Annotated in this window: 20 protein-coding genes; 16 read left to right on the top strand and 4 right to left on the bottom strand. The window is 63.3% G+C overall.

The features are described 5' to 3' along the window. The 3 genes from ugpE to ugpB form a co-directional block, all read right to left on the bottom strand. A partial coding sequence (ugpE, locus tag VOI29_RS00245) for a sn-glycerol-3-phosphate ABC transporter permease UgpE (RefSeq protein WP_323775454.1) occupies positions 1-852 on the bottom strand: 852 nt, incomplete at its 3' end. Next, positions 852-1,733, bottom strand: a complete 882-nt coding sequence (ugpA, locus tag VOI29_RS00240; RefSeq protein ID WP_323775453.1) for a sn-glycerol-3-phosphate ABC transporter permease UgpA — start codon at positions 1,731-1,733, stop codon at positions 852-854. The genes ugpE and ugpA, both read right to left, overlap by 1 nt. Positions 1,734-1,803: 70 nt before the next feature. Next, complete coding sequence (gene ugpB / locus VOI29_RS00235) at positions 1,804-3,105, bottom strand: sn-glycerol-3-phosphate ABC transporter substrate-binding protein UgpB (RefSeq protein ID WP_323775452.1); 1,302 nt, start codon at positions 3,103-3,105, stop codon at positions 1,804-1,806. 139 nt (positions 3,106-3,244) lie between these two features. Between ugpB and VOI29_RS00230 the strand changes: the two genes are divergently transcribed. After that, positions 3,245-4,162, top strand: a complete 918-nt coding sequence (locus tag VOI29_RS00230) for a LysR substrate-binding domain-containing protein (protein ID WP_323775451.1) — start codon at positions 3,245-3,247, stop codon at positions 4,160-4,162. Positions 4,163-4,265: 103 nt separating this feature from the next. On the opposite strand, the gene VOI29_RS00225 is transcribed toward VOI29_RS00230, so the two are convergent. Next, on the bottom strand, positions 4,266-4,925 hold the full coding sequence (locus VOI29_RS00225) for a GntR family transcriptional regulator (protein WP_416361466.1): 660 nt from the start codon (positions 4,923-4,925) through the stop codon (positions 4,266-4,268). Between the two features lie 134 nt (positions 4,926-5,059). Here VOI29_RS00225 and VOI29_RS00220 point away from each other — a divergent pair, with 134 nt between their 5' ends. The 15 genes from VOI29_RS00220 to VOI29_RS00150 all read left to right on the top strand — a co-directional run bounded on the left by VOI29_RS00220 (position 5,060) and on the right by VOI29_RS00150 (position 21,028). Further along, positions 5,060-5,662 carry an amino acid synthesis family protein gene (locus VOI29_RS00220; RefSeq protein WP_323775450.1) on the top strand — a complete coding sequence of 201 codons (603 nt, stop codon included), beginning with the start codon at positions 5,060-5,062 and terminating at the stop codon, positions 5,660-5,662. After that, on the top strand, positions 5,634-6,455 hold the full coding sequence (locus VOI29_RS00215; protein WP_323775449.1) for an alpha/beta fold hydrolase: 822 nt from the start codon (positions 5,634-5,636) through the stop codon (positions 6,453-6,455). The genes VOI29_RS00220 and VOI29_RS00215 overlap by 29 nt, the downstream gene beginning before the upstream one ends. Then, positions 6,452-7,378 (top strand): flavin reductase, encoded by a 927-nt coding sequence (locus VOI29_RS00210; protein WP_323775448.1) that lies wholly within the window; start codon positions 6,452-6,454, stop codon positions 7,376-7,378. The genes VOI29_RS00215 and VOI29_RS00210 overlap by 4 nt, the downstream gene beginning before the upstream one ends. Beyond that, on the top strand, positions 7,375-8,412 hold the full coding sequence (locus VOI29_RS00205) for an LLM class flavin-dependent oxidoreductase (protein ID WP_323775447.1): 1,038 nt from the start codon (positions 7,375-7,377) through the stop codon (positions 8,410-8,412). Before VOI29_RS00210 ends, VOI29_RS00205 begins: the two co-directional genes overlap by 4 nt. A gap of 28 nt (positions 8,413-8,440) precedes the next feature. Further along, a complete protein-coding gene (locus VOI29_RS00200) occupies positions 8,441-9,904 on the top strand; it encodes an aldehyde dehydrogenase (RefSeq protein ID WP_323775446.1) in 1,464 nt (487 codons plus the stop codon). 247 nt (positions 9,905-10,151) lie between these two features. Beyond that, positions 10,152-11,426 carry an NAD(P)/FAD-dependent oxidoreductase gene (locus VOI29_RS00195; protein ID WP_323775445.1) on the top strand — a complete coding sequence of 425 codons (1,275 nt, stop codon included), beginning with the start codon at positions 10,152-10,154 and terminating at the stop codon, positions 11,424-11,426. 59 nt (positions 11,427-11,485) lie between these two features. Further along, positions 11,486-11,902 (top strand): RidA family protein, encoded by a 417-nt coding sequence (locus tag VOI29_RS00190; protein ID WP_323775444.1) that lies wholly within the window; start codon positions 11,486-11,488, stop codon positions 11,900-11,902. An 83-nt stretch (positions 11,903-11,985) separates the two neighbouring features. Beyond that, on the top strand, positions 11,986-12,660 hold the full coding sequence (locus VOI29_RS00185) for a DUF1028 domain-containing protein (protein ID WP_323775443.1): 675 nt from the start codon (positions 11,986-11,988) through the stop codon (positions 12,658-12,660). 26 nt (positions 12,661-12,686) lie between these two features. Then, positions 12,687-14,183, top strand: a complete 1,497-nt coding sequence (locus VOI29_RS00180; RefSeq protein WP_323775442.1) for an aldehyde dehydrogenase — start codon at positions 12,687-12,689, stop codon at positions 14,181-14,183. A gap of 27 nt (positions 14,184-14,210) precedes the next feature. After that, complete coding sequence (locus VOI29_RS00175) at positions 14,211-15,149, top strand: LysR substrate-binding domain-containing protein (RefSeq protein ID WP_323775441.1); 939 nt, start codon at positions 14,211-14,213, stop codon at positions 15,147-15,149. 105 nt (positions 15,150-15,254) lie between these two features. Continuing rightward, on the top strand, positions 15,255-17,324 hold the full coding sequence (locus VOI29_RS00170) for an FAD-dependent oxidoreductase (protein WP_323775440.1): 2,070 nt from the start codon (positions 15,255-15,257) through the stop codon (positions 17,322-17,324). A gap of 11 nt (positions 17,325-17,335) precedes the next feature. Next, the gene (locus VOI29_RS00165; RefSeq protein ID WP_323775439.1) at positions 17,336-17,542 is read left to right on the top strand and encodes a dodecin; all 207 of its coding nucleotides are present in this window, start codon (positions 17,336-17,338) and stop codon (positions 17,540-17,542) included. Continuing rightward, positions 17,535-18,686 carry an acetylornithine deacetylase gene (gene argE, locus VOI29_RS00160; RefSeq protein ID WP_323775438.1) on the top strand — a complete coding sequence of 384 codons (1,152 nt, stop codon included), beginning with the start codon at positions 17,535-17,537 and terminating at the stop codon, positions 18,684-18,686. The genes VOI29_RS00165 and argE overlap by 8 nt, the downstream gene beginning before the upstream one ends. Before the next feature lie 321 nt (positions 18,687-19,007). Next, complete coding sequence (locus tag VOI29_RS00155) at positions 19,008-20,099, top strand: ABC transporter ATP-binding protein (RefSeq protein ID WP_323775437.1); 1,092 nt, start codon at positions 19,008-19,010, stop codon at positions 20,097-20,099. Beyond that, positions 20,099-21,028 carry an ABC transporter permease gene (locus tag VOI29_RS00150; RefSeq protein WP_323775436.1) on the top strand — a complete coding sequence of 310 codons (930 nt, stop codon included), beginning with the start codon at positions 20,099-20,101 and terminating at the stop codon, positions 21,026-21,028. The genes VOI29_RS00155 and VOI29_RS00150 overlap by 1 nt, the downstream gene beginning before the upstream one ends. The last annotated feature ends 3 nt before the right edge of the window (positions 21,029-21,031 follow it).

Genomic DNA, 21,031 nt, shown 5'->3' with positions numbered 1-21,031 from the left:
GACCGGAGCAGACTCCGTCAAGCCCTGCACAAAGAGCTTTTGCATTGCGATGACCACGAACACCGGCGGGATCATCGCCAGCAGGGCGGTTGTCATGATGATGTTCCACTGCGGGCTTTGCTCCGCGGCCTCCAGCATCTGCTTGATCGACATCACGATGGTGGTCATCGATGTGTCGGTGGTGACCAGCAGCGGCCAGAGGTACTGGTTCCAGCCGAAGATAAACAGGATCACGAACAGCGCCGCGATATTGGTGCGCGACAGCGGCAGCAGGATGTCGAAGAAGAACCGCAGCGGCCCGGCGCCGTCGATGCGGGCGCTCTCCAGCAGCTCATCCGGCACCGTCAGGAACACCTGGCGGAACATGAAGGTCGCGGTGGCCGAAGCGATCAGCGGGATCGACAGGCCCCAATAGCTGTTCAGCATCCCCAGATTGGCGACCACCTCGAAGGTGGGCAGGATGCGGACCTCGACCGGCAGCATCAGGGTGATGAAGATCATCCAGAAGAACCCCATGCGGAACGGGAACTTGAAATAGACGATGGCAAAGGCCGACAGCAGCGAAATGGCGATCTTGCCGGTTGAAATCATCAGCGCCATCGCCAATGAGTTCAGCAGCATCAGCCAGACCGGTGCGCCTTCGGTGCCGCTGAGGCCGGAGCCGAACAGGGTCTGCTTCATGTTTTCCAGAAAGTGGTCGCCGGGCCACAGCGGCAGCGGCGCCTGGTTCATCCGCAGCTGATCATGGGTGGCGGCAACAAAGGTGATCCACACCGGCAGCGCGATGGCAATGACGCCAAGGATCAGCACCAGATGGGTGAGGAAGGCGGTCAGGGGGCGGTTTTCGACCATCAGTATGCCACCTTTCTTTCAACAAAGCGGAACTGGACCACGGTCATCGCGATGACCAGCACCATCAGCACAACCGACTGCGCCGCCGAGCCCCCGAGGTCGAGACCGACAAAGCCGTCGTTGAACACCTTGTAGACCAGAATGGTGGTGGAGGTGCCGGGGCCGCCCTGGGTGACGGCGTGGATGATGCCGAAGGTCTCGAAAAAGGCGTAGACCATGTTGATCACCAGCAGGAAAAACGTGGTGGGCGAAATCAGCGGGAAGATGATGGTCCAGAACCGCCGCGCCGGGCCTGCGCCGTCGATGGCGGCGGCCTCGATCACCGAATTGGGGATCGATTGCATGGCGGCGAGGTAGAACAGGAAGTTATAGGCGACCTGCTTCCACGCCGCGGCCAGGATCACCAGCGCCATCGCCTGGGAGCCGTTCAGGTAATGGTTCCAGGTGATGCCTGCGAATTCCAGGAAATAGGGGAAGATGCCTAGGGTGGGATTGAACATGAAGACCCACAGGGCACCGGCCAGAACGGGGGCGACCGCATAGGGCCAGATCAGCAGGGTCCGGTAGAACATCGCGCCGCGCACCACCCGCTGGGCAAAGCCCGCGAGGATCAGCGCTGTGCCCATCGACAGACCCGCCACCAAGAGGGAGAACACCGCGGTGCGCTGGAAACTGGCAAGGTAATGGCTGTCGGTCAGCAGCTGCTCGAAATTCTCGAACCAGACAAATTCGGTGCCAAGGCCAAAGGCGTCCTCGATCAGGAACGACTGGTACATCGCCTGGCTTGCGGGCCAGATGAAGAACACCAAAGTGATGATAATTTGCGGCGCCACCAGCAGGTAGGGCAGCAGGGAAGAAGGGAAATGCACCCGTTTGAGCATGAAGCCCCCAATCAGGAAAAGACCCAGCCGCCCATTGCAAAGGGCGGCTGGGCCGGGTCGTCAGGATGGGTTACTTGGCCGAGCGCTCAAAGCGGCGCAGCAGGTCGTTGCCGCGTTCCACGGCTGCATCCAGGGCTTCCTGTGCGGACTTCTCGCCGCCCCACAGCGCTTCCAGCTCTTCGTTGATCACGTCGCGGATCTGAACAAAATTGCCATAGCGGATGCCGCGGCTGTTGGCGGTAGGGGTGTTCAGGCTCAGCTGTTTGATCGCGGTGTCGGTGCCGGGGTTCTTTTCATAGAAACCCTGTTCCTTGGACAGCTCATAAGCGGCGGTGGTGATCGGCACATAGCCGGTCTCCTGGTGCCACCAGGCCTGCACTTCGGGCGAGGACAGATAGGTCATGAACTTGGCGGTGCCTTTGTACTCTTCCTCTTCATGGCCGGCCAGGACCCACAGGGTAGCGCCGCCAATGATCGAGTTCTGCGGTGCGTCAGCCACCTTGGTGTCCAGCGGCAGCATGGTCTGGCCGAATTCGAAACCGGCCTGCTCGGCGATCGAACCGTAATAGGCCGAGGAGTTCATCCACATGCCGCAGTCGCCGTTGGTGAACATCGGCAGGCTGTCGCCGCGGCGGCCGCCGTAGACAAACAGGCCTTCCTTGCCCATTTCGGCAATATCGTCCAGCCGCGCCACGACCTTGTCATTGTTGAAGGTCAGTTCGGTGTCGAAGCCGGCAAAGCCGTTTTCCTTGGTGCCGGAGGGCAGGTTGTGCCAGGCTGAGTAGTTTTCGATCATCACCCAGGACTGGTAGCCGAAGGAGACGCCGCATTTCATGCCGTTGCCGACCAGCTTCTGCGAGGCGGTGCGCACTTCGTCCCAGGTGGTGGGAACGTCGGCACCAGCGGCGTCCAGCGCGTCCTTGTTGTACCACAGAACCGGGGAGGAGCTGTTGAAGGGCATCGACAGCAGTTCCCCTTCTGGGGTCTGGTAGTAAGACACAACCGCGGGCAGGTAATCGTCGCCGTTGAAGGGTTCGCCCGCGTCCTTCATCAGTTTTTCAACCGGATAGATCGCGCCTTTGGCGGCCATCATGGTGGCGGTGCCGACCTCGAAGACCTGCACAATCTGCGGGTGTTCCTTGGCGCGGAAGGCGGCAATCGCTGCCGTCATCGTCTCGGTGTAGTTGCCCTTGTAGACGGGCACCACTTTGTAGTCGTCCTGCGTGGCGTTGAAATCTTCGGCGATCTTTTTGACGCGTTCACCGTTGGTGCCGCCCATGGCGTGCCACCACTGAATTTCGGTTTCTGCAAATGCGGTGCTGCCAGCAACGGCCAGAACGGCCGAGGCACAGAGCAAAGATTTGATCGGCATGAGCTTCTCTCCAAAGGTTGGCTATGGCGACAGCATTTGTCCGGGGGGTAAAATAATTCAAGCAAAAGTTTTTTGACAAAAATCATAACATAATGTTATGAGGCGGCGCGTTACTCTTCTCTTGAAAGCGGCTAACCCCTTGAAATTCAAACTTCGACAGCTTGAGGCCTTTCAGGCCGTTGCCCGTACCGGCTCCGTCACCCGCGCCGCTGAAAGCTTGGGGATTTCCCAGCCTGCGGCCAGCCGGCTGCTGTCTGATTTTTCAAAAACAGTGGCGGTGGATCTGTTCACCCGCAAGGACGGGCTGCTGATTCCCACCTCCGAGGCGCGCTATCTGCTGTCCGAGGTGGGCCGGGTGTTCGACAGTCTGAACCATCTGGAGGAACTCAACCGGGACTTGACCGAGCGCACCGCCGGCCATCTGCGCATCGCCTGCCTGCCGGGGTTCGCAACAGCGCTGCTGCCGAAACTGCTGGCCGGGTTTCTGGAGCACCGCCCCGGCGTGCGGCTGACGCTGGAGCCGGACCGGCCCGAGAGGATCCTGGAGTGGATCATCGGAGAGCAGTATGACTGCGGCATCACCGACGGGTTTGCCGCCCATCCGGCGGTGGAAAACATCGACCTGCCCATCCGCACCGTCTGTGTGCTGCCGCAGGATGACCCGCTGGCAGAACAGGATGTTATCACGCCCCGCGACCTGCAGCACCGCAAGATCATCCACACAAGGCGCGACAGCCCGTTTTTCCGCAAGCTGCACAAATCGTTTTCCGAAGCCGGGGTGGAATTGAACAGCTGGATTGAGGTGCGCCAGTTCTCCACCGCCTGCATAATGGTCGGCCAGGGGCAGGGGGCGTCCGTTGTCAGCGCATTGGATGCCGAACAATTTCGCGGCCAGGGCATTGCCATCGTGCCCTTCGCCCCGGAACTGCCTCACCGGCTGTCGATCCTGCGCCCGGTGTCGGGCAGCCGGTCGCTGCTGGCGCTGGATTTTCTGGACGCTTTCACCGACAGCCTGGCGCCGTTCCGTGCCGACCTGGATCCGCCGCCGCGGATATGAGCCCCGCCCGCCGCCGCGGCCATGCGGACCGCAAGCTGACATCCGGCGCGGATCTCAGCCATGAACAGTGATTTTCGAGGCAGTTTTGTCCGCAGAAGACCGGCTATTCTTCCTGCAGCAGCCGTTGCGCGGTGCGTTTGGCGTCTTCAAGGTGCCGCTCAATCGCGGTCCGCGCAGCCTTTGCATCCCCTGACACAATGGCCCCGCAGATCTCCTGCATATGGGCGGGGCCGGGTTTCTGACGCTCTTCAGTCGAGAGCGTCACTGCGCGCAACCGGCTGATGCGGCCATTCAGACGCTGGGCGATCTCCCAGGCGACGCTGTGGCCTGCGCCCTCGAATATGATCCGGTAGAATTCGGTGGTGGCCCGCAGCATCGGACCGGGAATGCCAGCGGCAACCGCTTCCTGCAGCACCTTCAAAGCATCCTGCAGCGCCCCGGAAAGGCCGGGCGTCATGTTCCGGGCGCAGGCTGTGGCGGCGGCGGTCTCCAGCATCTGCCGGATGTCGTAGATCTGCCGCGCGTCCTCCCAGCTGAGCTGCGCCACAATCGGGCCTTTGCCGGGCAGGATCTCGACCAGCCCCTCGGCTTCCAGATAGCGGATGGTCTCGCGCACCACGGTGCGGCTGACACCAAGCTGGTCGCATAAGGGGCGCTCCACCAGCCGCTCTCCCGGGGCGAACTGGCCAGCGATGATCGCCTCGCGCATCCGCTCCTGAACGATGTCGCGCAGGGTCTGCGGCGGCTGGTCTATTCTGCTCATCACGGGACGGTTCACGGGGCTGTTCATGGGTCCTCCGATAGCAGCCGGGGCGGGGCGGAACAAGTCTGCATTGACATACTGTCTTATGGTATACCATATTACGACAACTGGAATCAGATACGAGAGACCCGCCCATGCCCGCTGAAATCCGCAAGACACTGCTGCATGCCGAAGAGACCCTGATCGAGGGCGGCAAGGCAGCAGAGACGCCGCTGAGGATGTTTGCCGCGGTGGCGGTGATCAAAAACCCCTGGGCGGGACAGGGGTTTGTCGAGGATTTGCGCCCGGCGATCCACGACTGTGCGCCGGGTCTGGGGGAAAAGCTGACAGCGATGATTCTGAAGGCCGCAGGCGGCGGCGATAAGGTTGAGGGCTACGGCAAATCCGCCATCGTCGGGGTGAACGGCGAGGTCGAGCACGCCTCGGCCCTCATTCACACTCTGCGCTTCGGTAATCATTTCCGCGAGGCGGTGGGCGCGAAGTCTTATCTGGCGTTCACCAACACCCGCGGCCCGGCCAATGCGCCGCTGCAGATCCCGCTGATGGACAAGAACGACGGCGGGCGGCGCAGCCATTACCTGACCATCCAGCTGTCGGTGGCCGATGCGCCGGGCCCGGATGAGATTGTGATCGCGCTGGGTGCCTCGATCGGCGGCCGCCCGCATCACCGCATCGGCGACCGCTATCAGGATCTGAAGGAACTGGGCCATGACGCCGACAACCCTGCCGCTGTCTGAGCCTTACGGCACCGTCACCTGCCAACGGGCGGGCCAGGGGGATGGGCTGCGGGCGCCGGTGGTGCTGATCCACGGGGTTGGCATGCAATCGGCAGCCTGGGCACCGCAGATCGAGGCGCTGTCCCTGACCCACAAGGTGATTGCCCTGGATATGCCCGGCCACGGTGGCAGCGTGCCCTTGCCTGAGGGCGCGGAGCTGCCGGATTATGTGGACTGGCTGCACGCCGTGCTGCAGGCGCTTGATCTGGGGCCGGTGTCGCTGGCCGGCCATTCCATGGGGGCGCTGATTGCCGGCGGCTATGCGGTCTGCCATGCTGAGAACGTGGCGCGGGTGGCGCTGCTGAATGGGGTGTTCCGGCGTTTGCCTGAGGCGCGGCAAGCCGTAGAAGCTCGCGCTGCCGAAATCCGCGCAGGCAGCTTTGATCTGGAAACGCCGCTCACCCGCTGGTTCGGCGAAAGTGCGGCGGACCAGGCGGCGCGGGCACAGGTCGCGGAATGGCTGTCGGCTGTGAACCTTGCAGGCTACGCTGCGGCCTACACCGCCTTTGCCCGCGGCGACAGCACCTATGCGGACGGGTTCGGCGGCATCGCTTGCCCGCTGCTGGCGCTGACCGGCGGTGGCGATCCCAACTCAACGCCGGACATGGCGCAGAGGATGGCTGATGCCGCGCCGCAAGGCCGCGCGGTTGTCATCGAAGGCCACCGGCATATGGTCAACCTGACTGCCCCCGCCGAGGTCAACAGGGCGCTGCGGGACTGGCTGAACGCATCAGCGGAAAAGGAGCCGTCATGAGCGAGATCGACCCGCGCGCCCTGCGCAATGCCTTTGGCACTTTCATGACCGGTGTCACCGTGGTGACGGCACAGGATGCGGATGGCCATCCCATCGGATTTACCGCCAACTCTTTTACTTCGGTGTCGCTGGATCCGCCCTTGGTGCTGGTCTGCCTGGCCAATTCCTCCAGCAATTACGCCGCTTTCGAGCAGGCGGAGGGCTTTGCAGTCAATGTGCTGGCAGAAGATCAGAAGGATGTCTCCAACAGCTTTGCCCGGCCTGTCGAGGACCGCTTTGCCGCCGTCGAATGGCGCAAGGGGCCAGCGGGCAGCCCGGTGTTCGAGGGTGTTTCCGCCTGGTTCGACTGCTCCATGCACAAAACTGTGGAGGCGGGCGACCACCTGATCCTGATCGGCCGGGTGGAGGCGTTTGAAACCTCGCCCGCGCCGGGGCTGGGATACGCCCGCGGCGCCTATGTGACCGCGGCGGCAGAGGCCGAAGCGCTGAGCCAGGGCGCCAAGCTGATCGTCTCGGCCCTGATTGAACACGAGGGCAAGGTGCTGCTGATGGGCAATGATCAGGGCAAGCTGACCCTGCCGGAAACCCGCGTCGGCAAGGAGGGCGCCTCGGCGGCATTGGCCCGGCTGATTGCTGAAACCGGCGTCGCGGCGGAGCCGGGGTTCATCTATTCGGTATTCGAGGACGAAGCGCGCGAACATCAGCACATTTCGTTTCTGTGCCAATCCGCCGGGGGCACAGCGGCCAAGGGCGCTTTCACCCAGCTGACCCAATCCACGCTGATGGACATCGCCGATGCGGCGGTCTGCACTATGCTGGAACGGTTCGCCAGTGAAAGCCGGATGGGCAATTTCGGAGTGTATTATGGAAACCAAACCCGCGGGCAGGTCCGCGCGGTCGGGACAGGGGGCAAGGGCTCATGAAGTTTTCGCTTTTTGCGCATATGGAGCGGATTTCGGCGGATCAGGATCAGAAGCAGCTGTATGACGAGTTCATCCAGCTGTGCAAAATCGCCGATGACGGCGGTATGCACGCGGTCTGGACCGGTGAGCATCATGGGATGAATTTCACTATCGCGCCGAACCCGTTCCTGAACCTGATCGACGTGGCGCGGCACACCAAGAATGTGCGGCTGGGGACAGGCACGGTGATTGCACCGTTCTGGCATCCGATCCGGCTGGCGGGCGAGGCGGCGATGACCGATATCATTACCAATGGCCGCCTGGACCTGGGCATCGCACGGGGTGCTTATTCCTATGAATACGAACGCATGATGCCGGGCATGGACGCCTGGGAGGCGGGCCAGCGGATGCGCGAGCTGATCCCGGCAGTGCAGCGTCTGTGGCAGGGTGATTATGCGCAGGAAGGGGAGTTTCATTCTTTCCCGAAAACCTCATCCTCGCCCAAGCCGGTGCAGGAAAACGGTCCGTCGATCTGGGTCGCGGCGCGCGACCCGAACAGCCATGAATTCGCGGTGGCCAATGGCTGCAACGTGCAGGTGACGCCGCTGTGGCAGGGCGACGGCGAGATTGAAGATCTGATGGGCAAGTTCAACGCCGCCTGCGAGAAACACGCGGACGTGCCGCGGCCGAAGATCATGCTGCTGCAGCACACCTATGTGGCGGACAGCGCCGAGGATGTGAAACGCGGGGCGGAGGAGCTGAACCGCTTCTACAACTACTTTGGCGCCTGGTTCATGAACAAGCGGGACGTCACTCAGGGACTGATTGATCCGCTGTCAGACGAGGAAATCGCCGCGCATCCGTTCTACTCGCCTGAGGCGATGGCGCGCGACCTGGTGATCGGCGAACCGGCAGCTGTGGTCGAGCGGCTGAAGAAATACGAGGCCCTGGGCTATGACGAATACTCGTTCTGGATCGACTCCAGTATGAGTTTTGAGCGCAAGAAAGCCTCGCTAGAGCGGTTCATTACGGACGTGATGCCCGCCTTCCAGTAACCCGGCCTTCCAGTAAAGGAGCCTGCCAATGCAGACCTTCCAGCAGTATATCGGCGGCGCGTTTGAGGATGCGGGCGAAACTTTTGAAAGCCTTGATCCCGCCACCGGCGCGGCTTGGGCGCAGATGCCCGCTGCCTCACCGGCGGATGCGGGCCGGGCGGTGACGGCGGCGGAGGCGGCGTTCTTCTCGCCGGAATGGGCGGGCATGAGTGCCACCCAGCGCGGCAAGCTGTTGCTGCGGCTCGCCGATCTGGTGGCGGAGAATGCCCCGCGGCTGGCGGAACTGGAGACCCGCGACACCGGCAAAATCATCCGCGAGACCTCGGCGCAGATCGCTTATGTGGCGGAATACTACCGTTATTACGCCGGGCTGGCGGACAAGATCGAGGGCGCGCATCTGCCGATCGACAAGCCCGATATGGAGGTCTGGCTGCGGCGTGAGCCAGTCGGCGTGGTGGCCGCCATCGTGCCGTGGAATTCGCAGCTGTTCCTGTCCGCTGTCAAAATCGGCCCGGCGCTGGCGGCGGGCTGCACCGTTGTTCTGAAAGCCTCGGAGGAAGGCCCGGCGCCGATGCTGGAATTTGCCCGCATCTTTGATCAGGCGGGGTTTCCACCCGGTGTGCTGAACGTGATCACCGGCGGGCCGGAGGCGGGGGCGGCGCTGACCAGCCATGCAAAGGTCGCCCATGTGGCGTTCACCGGCGGGCCGGAGACCGCGCGCCATATCGTGCGCAACTCGGCGGAAAATCTGGCCTCCACCTCGCTGGAGCTGGGCGGCAAGTCGCCCTTCATCGTGTTTGACGACGCCGATCTGGAAAGCGCAGTGAACGCGCAGGTTTCAGGGATCTTTGCGGCGACAGGGCAAAGCTGCGTTGCCGGTTCGCGGCTGGTGATCCAGAAGGGGATCAAGGATGCCTTTCTGGCCCGGCTCAAGAAAAAGGCCGAGGCCGTGGTGATCGGAGCGCCGCAGGACATGGCCACCGAAGTCGGCCCCTTGTGCACCCTGAAACAGCGCGACCATGCGCTGCGGCTGATCCAGACCTCTCTGCAGGCGGGCGCCAAGCTGGTTACCGGCGGTGCGGCGGTGGAGGGGGAGGGCTTCTATTTCCCGCCCACCATTCTGGACTGCTCGGAGGCGCCGGAGGCCCCCTGCCTCAGCAGAGAGTTCTTTGGCCCGGTCCTGTCGGTGGTCAGCTTCGAGACTGAGGCCGAGGCATTGGAGATTGCCAATAACACCGCCTTTGGGCTTGCCTCGGGGGTGTTCACCCGGAACCTGACCCGTGCACACCGGATGATCCGCGGCATCCGGGCGGGCATCGTCTGGGTCAACACCTACCGCGCGGTCAGCCCGATTGCGCCCTTTGGCGGTCACGGGCTGTCCGGCCACGGGCGTGAGGGCGGGCTGCAGGCGGCGCTGGATTACACCAAGGTCAAGGCCGTGTGGCTGCGCACCAGCGACGATCCGATTCCAGACCCCTTCGTGATGCGCTGACCTTCGCCGCGCAGGTTATCAAAACAAGCCGCGCCTCCAGCCGCTCTGCCGCTCACGCGGCGGGGCGGTTTCTATTGCCTGCTGTTGTCCGGCAAGGCACTGTAAAAAATCGGAAATTCCCTGATTAGCCGCACGCGAAGCAGAGGTAAGCCATAGGTTTCTTTTTCCGGGCCCGGGAATGTGGAACTTCTGATGGGGAAGACCGGCAGGGGCAGCCCTTGCCGCAGTGTCAGGAGAGGGTTTCGGGATGGCGATTGAAAAGATAGACACGCTGGTAGTCGGTGCGGGTCAGGCGGGCGTTGCCATGAGCGAGCATCTGACCCGCCATGGCGTGCCGCATCTGGTGCTGGAAAAGAACCGCATCGCCGAGGCCTGGCGCACCGGGCGCTGGGATTCGCTGGTGGCAAACGGCCCGGCCTGGCATGACCGCTTTCCCAATCTCGAATTCACCGGCACCGATCCTGAGGCCTTTGCCGGCAAGGAGAGGGTGGCGGATTACTTTGCCGAATATGCCGAACGGATCAAGGCCCCCGTCCGCACCGGGGTTGAGGTGACCAGCGCCACCCGGATCGAAGGGCAGGGCGGTTTTCGGGTCGAAACCTCGGGCGGGGTGATCGAGACGCAGCGGATTGTGGCTGCAACCGGCGCCTTTCAGCACCCGGTGATCCCGCCGCTGGTGCCGGAAAGTGCCGAGGTGAATCAGCTGCATTCCTTCCATTACCGCAACCCTGAGCAGCTGCCCGAAGGCGCCGTGCTGGTGGTCGGTGCCGGCTCTTCCGGCGCACAGATCGCCGATGAGCTGAACCGGGCGGGCCGCAAGGTGTATCTGTCGGTCGGCCCGCACGACCGCCCGCCGCGGATGTACCGGGGCCGCGATTTTGTCTGGTGGCTGGGGGTCTTGGGCCTGTGGGACCAGGCGGCGATGGAGCCGGGCAAGGAGCATGTGACGATCTCGGTCAGCGGCGCCTACGGCGGCCGGACTATGGATTTCCGCCGCTTGGCCGGCGAGGGCGTGACCCTTCTGGGGCTGACGGAATCCTATGAGGCCGGGGTGCTGAATTTTGCCGCTGATCTGCAGGACAACATCGCCAGCGGCGACGCCGATTACCTGAAGATGCTGGATCTGGCTGACGCTTATGTGGCGCGCACCGGGATTGATCTGCCGGAGGAACCGGACGCGCGCCGTTCGTTCCCGGACCCCGCAAGCCTGACCGATCCGGTGCGGGCGCTGGATCTGGCAGAGGAAGGCATCAGCACGATCCTTTGGGCCACCGGTTTCCGCCAGGATTTCAGCTGGATGCAGGTCGATGCCTTTGACGCCCAAGGCCGCCCGCAGCATCAGCGCGGCGTGTCGGCCGAGCCGGGGATCTATTTCCTGGGGCTGCCCTGGCAGACGCGGCGCGGCTCGACCTTTATCTGGGGGGTCTGGCATGATGCCAAGCATGTGGCCGACCAGATCGCCATCCAGCGCCACTATGAGGGCTACCGCCGTCCCGGCGAGCCCCGCGCGGACGCTGTCTGACCCCTGCCGCCGGGCGATGCCCCGGCGGCGCCGATATCCCGCCACGCCAGGAGGACACCATGGCCCATATCCGTATCCGAAAATTCAACACCTCTGACACCTATCCGGAACAGAACCTGGACAACGATCTGTGCCAGGCGGTGGTGACCAGCGGCGGCAAGACCGTCTACCTGCGCGGCCAGTGCCCGCAGAACCTGGAGGATGCAAAGAACATCGACAGCCACGATCCGGCCGAGCAGACCCATAAGGTGATGCAGAACATCCAGCAGCTGATCGAGGAGGCAGGCGGCTCGATGGAGCATCTGGTGAAGGTGGTGGTCTATATCACCGACGTGCGCCACCGCGAGGCGGTCTACCGCACCATGGGCGAATACATCAAGGGCGTGCATCCGGTTTCGACCGGGCTGGTGGTGCAGGCGCTGGCGCGGCCCGACTGGCTGGTGGAGATCGACGGCACGGCGGTGATTCCGGAGTAAGGGCGGAAACGAGGGGGCTGCCTGCCCGCTCGCACTCCCCCGGGAGAATTTTTAACCAGAAAGAAGCAGCAGGGAGTTCGGCAATGACCTTTTCGCTTGTGGCGCGCTGTGCGCAGACTGGCATGTTCGGGGTGGCGGTTTCGTCCTCTTCGCCGGCGGTGGCGGCGCGCTGTGCCTTTGCCCGCGCCGGCGTTGGCGCGGTGGCGAGCCAGAATGTGACCGATCCCAGCCTCGGCCCGCTGGCGCTGGATCTGATGGAGCAGGGCATGACCGCCGCGGCGGCGGTGGCCAAGGTGCGCGAGATCGGCCGGTTCATCGACTACCGGCAGGTGCTGGCGGTGGACAGCATCGGCGGCACCGCCATTCATTCGGGGCCGAATTCCCTGGGGATCTGGACCCAGGCGGAAGGCAAGGACGCGGCCTCGGGCGGCAATCTTTTGGCCAATGACGGGGTGTGCCAGGCGGTTGTGGACGGGTTTCAGTCGGCTGAAGGGCATCTGGGCGACCGGCTGATTGCCGCGATGCGCGCCGGGCTGGCGGCGGGCGGCGAAGCCGGGCCGGTGCATTCGGCAGGCATGAAACTCGTCGACAAGGTGAGCTGGCCGGTGGCGGATCTGCGCTGCGACTGGACCGGGGACTGCCCCATCGAGAACATTGCCGCCGCCTGGGAGATCTACAAGCCGCAGCTGGACGCCTATGTGCAGCGTGCGCTCGACCCGCGGGAGGCGCCGTCCTACGGCGTGCCCGGCGACGAATGAGCGCGGCGGATCAGGGAGGGAAAGAGATGCTGGACTACAGCTATGACGACTGGAAAAGCCGCGCGGCGGCGCTGTCTTTCCGCCGGCAGGCTTTCATTGATGGCAAATTCACGGATGCCGCGTCGGGGAAAACCTTTGCCAGTGTGAACCCCGCGACCGGCGAGGTTCTGGCGCAGGTTGCCGAATGTGATGCAGAGGACGTGAACCGCGCGGTGGCCGCCGGGCGCCGGGCGTTCGAGGACGGGCGCTGGTCGCAGATGGCGCCGGGGGATCGCAAGGCGGTGCTGCTGCGGTTGGCCGACCTGATCCGCGCCAATCTGGAGGAGATGGCGCTGCTGGATTCGCTCGACATGGGCAAGCTGGTGACCGATGCGGCGACGGTGGATGCGCCCGGCTCGGCGCATTTTTTCCAGTGGCACGCCGAGGCCATCGACAAGATTTATGACGAGGTGGCGCCGACCGGGCCGGGCGATTTGGCGCTGGTCTCCCGCGTGCCTTTGGGGGTGGTGGGGGCGGTGACGCCCTGGAACTTCCCGCTGGACATGGCGACCTGGAAGGCGGCGGCGGCGCTGGCGGCGGGCAATTCGGTTGTGCTGAAGCCTGCGGAGCAATCGCCGCTGAGCGCGCTGCGGCTGGCGGAGCTGGCGGCGGAAGCCGGAGTTCCGCACGGGGTCTTCAACGTGGTGCCGGGTTATGGCGCCACCGCGGGCAAGGCGCTGGGGCTGCATATGGATGTGGATTGCCTTGCCTTTACCGGATCGACTGCCATCGGCAAGATGTTCATGCAGTATTCCGGCCAGTCGAACCTGAAACAGGTCTGGCCCGAGACCGGCGGCAAGAGCCCCAATCTGGTGTTTGCCGATTGCGGGGATCTGGAGGCGGCGGCGGATATGGCGGCCTTCGGGATTTTCTTCAACCAGGGCGAAGTCTGCTCTGCCAACTCGCGGCTTTATGTGGAACGTTCGATTCAGCAGGAATTTGTCGAGAAGCTGATTGCCCGCGCCGAAGCCACCCAGCCGGGCGATCCGCTGGATCCGGCGTCGAAAATGGGGGCCATCGTGGATGAGAAACAGACCGAGGGCATCCTGCGTTTTGTCGAGGCGGGCAAGGCATCAGCCAATCTGGTGGCGGGCGGCGAACGGATCACCGTGGATGGCAAGGGATGTTTCGTGCAGCCGACGATTTTTGATGACGTCAGCCACGGCGACCCGCTGGCGCGGGATGAGATTTTTGGCCCTGTGCTGTCGGTTATTCCCTTTGACCGCGAGGATGAGGCCGTCGCAATGGCCAATGACTCGGTCTATGGGCTGGCGGCATCGGTCTGGACCGATAACCTCAGCCGCGCCTGCCGGGTGGCGGACCGCCTGCAGGTGGGCACGGTGTCGGTTAACACGGTGGACGCGCTGTCGGCGCAGACGCCGTTCGGGGGCATGAAACAGTCCGGTTTCGGGCGGGACCTGTCCTTGCACTCGCTGGAGAAGTACACTGCGCTGAAGACCACCTGGATCAAGTACAAGACCTGATCCGCCAAGCCCCGGGAGAGCCTGCCCTTGCCAGTCAGATACACGCTGCGCCAGTTGGAGTATTTCGTTGCGGTCGGGGAGGCGGGCTCAATCGCGCTGGCCTCGGAGAAAGTGAACGTGTCGTCGCCGTCGATCTCGGCGGCGATTGCGCAGCTTGAACAGGAATTCGGGCTGCCGCTGTTTGTGCGCCAGCACGCGCAAGGGCTGGCGCTGACCCAGGCGGGGCGGGTGATGCTGGAGCAGGCCCGCAGCGTCCTGCACGAGGCGGACCGGCTGATGGATATTGCCGGCGATATCTCCGGCCAGGTGCGGGGGCCGCTGGCGATCGGCTGCCTGCTGACCTTTGCCCAGGTGGTGCTGCCTGCGGTGCGGCGCGGGTTCGAGGACCGCTACAAGGACGTGCATGTGCGCCAGATCGAGCTGGATCAGGCGGCAATTTTCAGCGGTATCCGGCGGGCGGAGCTGGACATTGCGCTGACCTACAATCTGGATATTCCGGCGGATCTGCGGTTCATCACCCTGGCGGAGCTGCCGCCCTATGCGCTGGTCGGCGAGGGGCATCCGCTGGCGGATCTGCCGGAGGTCACGGTGAAGGAACTGCGCGAGCATCCGATGGTGCTGCTGGACCTGCCGTTCAGCGCCGAGTACTTCCTGTCGTTTTTCCATGAGGCCGGGATCAAGCCCAACGTGGCCGAACGCACCCGCGACATCGCGGTGATGCGCAGTCTGGTAGCCAATGGATACGGCTATTCGATTGCCAATATCCGTCCCATCAATGACCAGTCCCCCGACGGCAAGACGCTGAAGTTCATCCCGCTGAAGGGCGATTTGCGGCCGATGCGGATGGGGCTGCTGATGGCACCGGACTCGGAAAACTCAATCACCATCCGCTCCTTTGTCGAGCATTGCACGGACTTGGTGAAGGCCGGCGCCTTGCCCGGTTTGAACGCCGTACCGCAGGGGTAGGCCAGCGGCTTAGCGGCAGGCTAATCAATGCTTCCGCAAGCTGACCTTTCGCGCCCCGCCCAGTCCTGTACCCTTTGAGTGCTCTTGCACCAAAGGAGATGGAAATTGCGCGATCCCCGCTATGACATTCTGTTCGAGCCGATGAACATCGGCCCGCTTACCGCCAAGAACCGGTTTTACCAGGTGCCGCATTGCAACGGCGGCGGTTACCGCGATCCGTCGGCGGCGGCAGCGATGCGCGGCATCAAGGCCGAAGGCGGCTGGGGGGTGATTTTCACCGAACAATGCGAGATGCACCACACCAGCGAGATCACCCCCTTTATCGAACTGCGCCTGTGGGAGGACAAGGATATCCCGCAGCTCAGGAAGATGTCGGAGCGGATGAAGACGCACGGCGCGCTGGCCGGCATTCAGCTGGCCTATTCCGGGATCAACGGGCCGAACCTTTATTCCAAGGAAGTGCCGCTGGCGCCCTCGGCGCTGCCGATCCGCACCTTTACCAATGACCCGGTGCAGGCGCGCGCGCTGGACAAGCAGGACATCAGGGATCTGCGCCGCTGGTTCGTGAATGCGGCGAAACGGTCCAAGGACGCTGGCTTCGACCTGATCTGCCTTTATGGCGCGCATGGGTTCGGCATTTTCCAGCACTTCCTGAGCCGGGCGACCAACCAGCGTTCTGATGAGTACGGCGGCAGCTTGGAGAACCGCGCGCGGTTCAGCCAGGAAGTCATCGCGGACATGCGCGATGCGGTGGGCGATACCATGGCGATCACGCTGCGGGTCAGCCTGGACGAAACCATCGGCGAGCTGGGTTTTTCCAACGCCGAGGTGCGCGATTACATCGAGATGAACAAGGACCTGCCGGATCTGTGGGACCTGGCGCAGGGGACGTGGGAGGATTGTTCCGGCCCCAGCCGTTTCAAGGAAGAGGCCGCGCAGGAACAGCTGGTGCGCGGCATTCATGAGCTGACGGAGAAACCCATCGTCGGTGTCGGCCGCTTCACCAGCCCCGACGTGATGGCCAGGATGGTGAAATCCGGCACGCTCGACTTCATCGGCTGCGCGCGGCCGTCGATCGCCGATCCCTTCCTGCCAAAAAAGATCGAGGAAGGCCGCATCGAGGACATCCGCGAATGCATCGGCTGCAACATCTGCATCACCGGCGACATGACTATGTCGATCAGCCGCTGCACCCAGAACCCGACCTTTATGGAGGAATGGCGCAAGGGCTGGCATCCGGAAAAGATGAACACCAAGGGCGGCAGCGATAACGTGCTGGTGGTCGGCTCCGGCCCGGCTGGTCTGGAGGCCGCCTGGGCGCTGTGCCGCCGCGGCTATGACGTGGCGGTGGCCGAGGCCAAGGATGTGATCGGCGGCCGGGTAACGCGCGAACGCATGCTGCCGGGCCTCAACGCCTGGGGCCGGGTGGTGGATTACCGCGACTACCAGCTGAGCCAGCGCCCGAATGTGGAGATCTACCGCGAAAGCCCGTTGGATGCGGACAGCATTCTGGAATTCGGCTTTGAAAACATCTGCATCGCAACCGGAGCGACATGGCGCGCCGACGGGGTCGCGCGCCAGCACGTGGTGCCGATGCCGATTGCCGCAGGCGCAAGGATCTATACCCCCGATGACCTGATGGACGGCACCATCCCCGAAGGCCGTGTGGTGGTTTATGATGATGACCATTATTACATGGGCGGGGTGCTGGCCGAGCTGCTGGCGTCAAAAGGCGCGCAGGTGACGCTGGTGACACCCTCGGCCTATGTCAGCGACTGGACCAACAACACTCTGGAGCAGGTGGCGATCCATCCGCGGCTGGTCGACGCCGGGGTGGAAATCGTTCTCAATCAGGGCATTAGTGAAATCCACGCCGGTTATGTGGTCTCCAACTGCACCTATACGGACCGCACCTGGAATATCGAGGCGGACGCGGTTGTGATGGTCGCTTCGCGCATTGGTAACGATGGGCTTTATGAAAATCTCCTCTCCCGCGAGGCGGAATGGCTGGACGCAGGCATCAAATCGGTCAAACTGATCGGCGATGCGAACGCGCCGGGGCCGATTGCGTGGGCTACTTACGCAGGCCACCGTTATGCGCGGGAGCTGGATGAGCCGGATATCGGCGATGCGCTGCCATTCCGCCGCGAGATCACCGAGCTGGCTGCAGAGTGAGGAGAAAAGTGATGAGTGACTCAATTTACAAGACGGTCGATGTGGTGGGCAGCTCCGCCAGCAGCATCGAGGATGCGGTAAGCGGCGCGATTGCCAAAGCGTCCAAGACCATCGACCACATCAGCTGGTTCGAGGTCGGCGAGATCCGCGGCCATGTCGAGAACGCCAAGGTCGCGCACTACCAGGTCGCGCTCAAAATCGGGTTCCGGCTTGACTGACACGTCACGGACGCTGGAGATCCTGGAGCGGCTGATCGCGTTTGACACGGTCAGCCGCAACTCCAATCTGGACCTGGCCGCCTATGCCGGGGCCTTTCTGGTGGAGCGCGGCTTTGCGGTGACGCGGCTGCCGTCGCCGGATGGCACCAAAACGGGGCTTTATGCCGAAAAAGGCCTGGCAGGGCCGGGGGTTCTGCTGTCGGCGCATACTGATGTGGTGCCGGTGGACGGCCAGGAGTGGACCCGCGACCCTTTCCGACTGACCCGCGAGGGCGAGCGCATCTATGGCCGCGGTACCACCGATATGAAGGGATATGCGGCCAGTGTTCTGGCGCTGGCGGACCGGGCGGCATCAGTAAATTTGAACGAGCCGTTGAAAATTGTGCTGTCTTATGACGAAGAAGTCGGCTGCGTCGGCATTCAACAAATGCTGGAGCGGCTGGCACCGCTGATCGGCAGCCCGCGGGCCTGTATCGTGGGAGAGCCAACGGAAATGCAGGTGGCCATCGGCCACAAGGGCAAGGCTGCCCTGCGTGCTGTGTGCCACGGCCAAAGCGGCCATTCCGCCCTGGCACCGGATTTTACCAACGCGCTGCACCTGGCGGCGGACTTGCTGGCCGAACTGCGCGCGCTGCAGGCGGATTTCGCCGCCAATGGCCCGCGGGACGCAGCCTATGACGTGCCCTATTCCACTGTCCACGCGGGGAAAATGTCCGGCGGCACCGCGCTGAACATCGTGCCGGACCGGGCTGAGCTGACCTTTGAGTACCGCCATCTGGCGGCTGACCGGGGCGCGGACATACTGGCGCGGATCCGGGACGCGGCAGACCGGGTTTCCTGCCGCTATCCGGCAAAGGACGCCCGCATCGAGGTGGAGCAATACAACGCCTACCCCGGTCTGGATGTGCCAGCGGACAGTGCGGTCGCCGATTATGCCCGGACGCTCGCCCGGAGCAGCCGCACCACAAAAGTTGCCTTTGGCACCGAGGCCGGGTTTTTCCATCAGCTGGGCGTGCCGACCGTTGTCTGCGGTCCCGGCTCGATGGCGGGGCAGGGGCACAAGCCCGACGAATATCTGGAGCTGCGCCAGCTGACGGCCTGCGACGCGATGATGGACCGCATCCTCGGCGGCCTGACACAGTAGCGGCAGGGGCGGCGCAGGATGCTGCGGCTTTGTTCTGATGGCGGATTTGGCTTTGAGTTCCAGCGGAATTGTCAGATGACAATTTTCCCGTTTCCCCCGGCGCCGTGCGGATGCGGCCCCCCGGGCGTATCCCGGTTTCCCTGCGGAGCGCTGCAGTTCCCCGCCCGGAAAGTCTCGCCATGAAAATGCTAATCTATTGACGCTGAACAACTTTAAAAGATTAGGCGCAGACTAACATTTGCTGAGGAAGTCAATTCTTAGCCACACCCCCGCCGCTGCCTATGCTGGATCAAACGACATGCGGCAGAGGGGGAAGCGCAAGTGCCCGGCAATACGACAAACGCAATTGATGTGCGCAATGCGGTCAAGCGCTATGGCGATTTCACAGCCCTCAAGCGGATCTCGCTGACCATCGAGGACAATGAGTTCTTCACCCTGCTGGGGCCGTCTGGCTGCGGCAAGACCACGCTTTTGCGGATGATCGCCGGGTTCGAGGATGTGACCGAAGGAGAGATCCTGCTGTTTGGCGAGGAGATTGCCAAACTTCCCCCGCACCAGCGGCCGGTGAACACGGTGTTTCAGAACTATGCGCTGTTTCCGCATATGACGAACCTGGACAACGTCGCCTTTGGCTTGGAAATGCGCGGCAAGTCCAAGGCTGAGGCTCGCACCCGCGCAGGCGAAATGCTGGAGCTGGTGCAGCTGTCGCAGTTCGCTGCCCGCAAACCGTCCCAGCTCTCCGGTGGCCAGCAGCAGCGTGTGGCGCTGGCGCGTGCGCTGGCGCCGCAGCCCAAAGTCCTGCTTCTGGATGAGCCGCTGTCGGCGCTGGACCTGAAACTGCGCAAGCAGATGCAGCTGGAACTGAAGCACCTGCAGCGGGAAACCGGGATCACATTCATCTTTGTGACCCACGATCAGGAAGAGGCGCTGACCATGTCCGACCGCATCGCGGTGATGTCGGCGGGCGAGTTGCAGCAGCTGGGCACCCCGACCGAGATCTATGAGCAGCCGCGCAATATGTTTGTGGCGGATTTCATCGGCGAGACCAATCTTTTGGAGGTGTCGGTGGATCAGGTCATGAACGGCCGAGCGACCTGCCATCTGGGCGGCGGCCAGGCGCTGTCCTGCAATTCGGTCGAGGGCATAGGGACCGGCGCCAAGGTGCATATGTCGGTGCGGCCCGAGCGGCTGTTCATGTCCGACGCGCCGGTGGAGGCCGAAAGCCTGAAAGGGCGGGTCGCCGAGAACATCTTTGTCGGCACCGACATCAGCACTCTGGTCGATCTGGCCGAAGGGCCGCAGTTCATCGTGCGGACCTCCAATTCCGACCGCGGAAACAAGCGGATTTTCGAGCCGGGCAGCGAAATTTTCGTCAACATGGAGCTGGGGGCCGGGCGCCTCCTGATGGACTGATGGCAGCAGGCGCAGCAAGCGGCGGCTCGGCCCGCGCAGACACATACAAGGACGCCCGCGGCTGGCTGCTGCTGCCGTCCTGGGCGGTGCTTGGCATTTTTGTGCTGGGTCCTGTCTGCATGATGCTGGTCTATTCTTTCCTGACCAAGGAATTCCGCGGCGGGGTGATCTGGGAATTCAGCCTTTCGGCCTATGATCAGTTCTTCTTTGACCGCGGGCTGTTCGGGGATGAGCCGCCGGCGATCGAATGGACCTATATCACCATCTTCTGGCGCTCGATCTGGCAGGCCGGGGCGGCAACGCTGCTGAGCCTGGTGATCGGCTTCCCGACCGCCTATTTCATCGCCACCCGGCCGGAACATGCGCGGCCGATGTGGGTGTTCCTGATCACCATTCCCTATTGGGTGAACCTGCTGATCCGCACCGTTTCGATGAAGTTCCTGCTGCGGGACCAGGGCCCGCTGAATGACTTCCTGATCGGCACCGGGCTGATCGATAGCCCGATCCATATCGTCAACACCAACTTTGCGGTGCAGCTGGGGCTGTTCTACTCCTATCTGCCGTTCATGGTGCTGCCGGTCTATGCGGCGGTGGAACGCTACAACTTCTCGCTGTCCGAGGCGGCGGCGGATCTTTACGCCAGCAAATGGACCACCCTGCGCCGGATCGTGCTGCCGGCGGTGAAACCGGGCGTGGTGGCGGGCTGCATCCTGGTGTTCGTGCCCTCGATGGGGTCGTTCCTGGCGCCCGATCTTCTGGGTGGAGCCAAGAACTTCATGATCGGCTCGCTGATCGAGGAACAGTTCAAGGGCAATGCCGGCAATTGGCCGTTCGGCGCCGCTGCATCAATGGTGCTGCTGAGTATGGTGCTGGTCATCCTGATGTTCTCGGCCCGCCAGCAGGCCAAAGCAGACAAGGCAGGGGGCTGAGCC

The sequence above is a fragment of the Leisingera sp. genome, from assembly GCF_034669605.1.
Classification (GTDB): domain Bacteria; phylum Pseudomonadota; class Alphaproteobacteria; order Rhodobacterales; family Rhodobacteraceae; genus Leisingera.
Note: the sequence above shows the minus strand (reverse complement) of the source record. Positions and strands in the feature narration are given on the sequence as shown.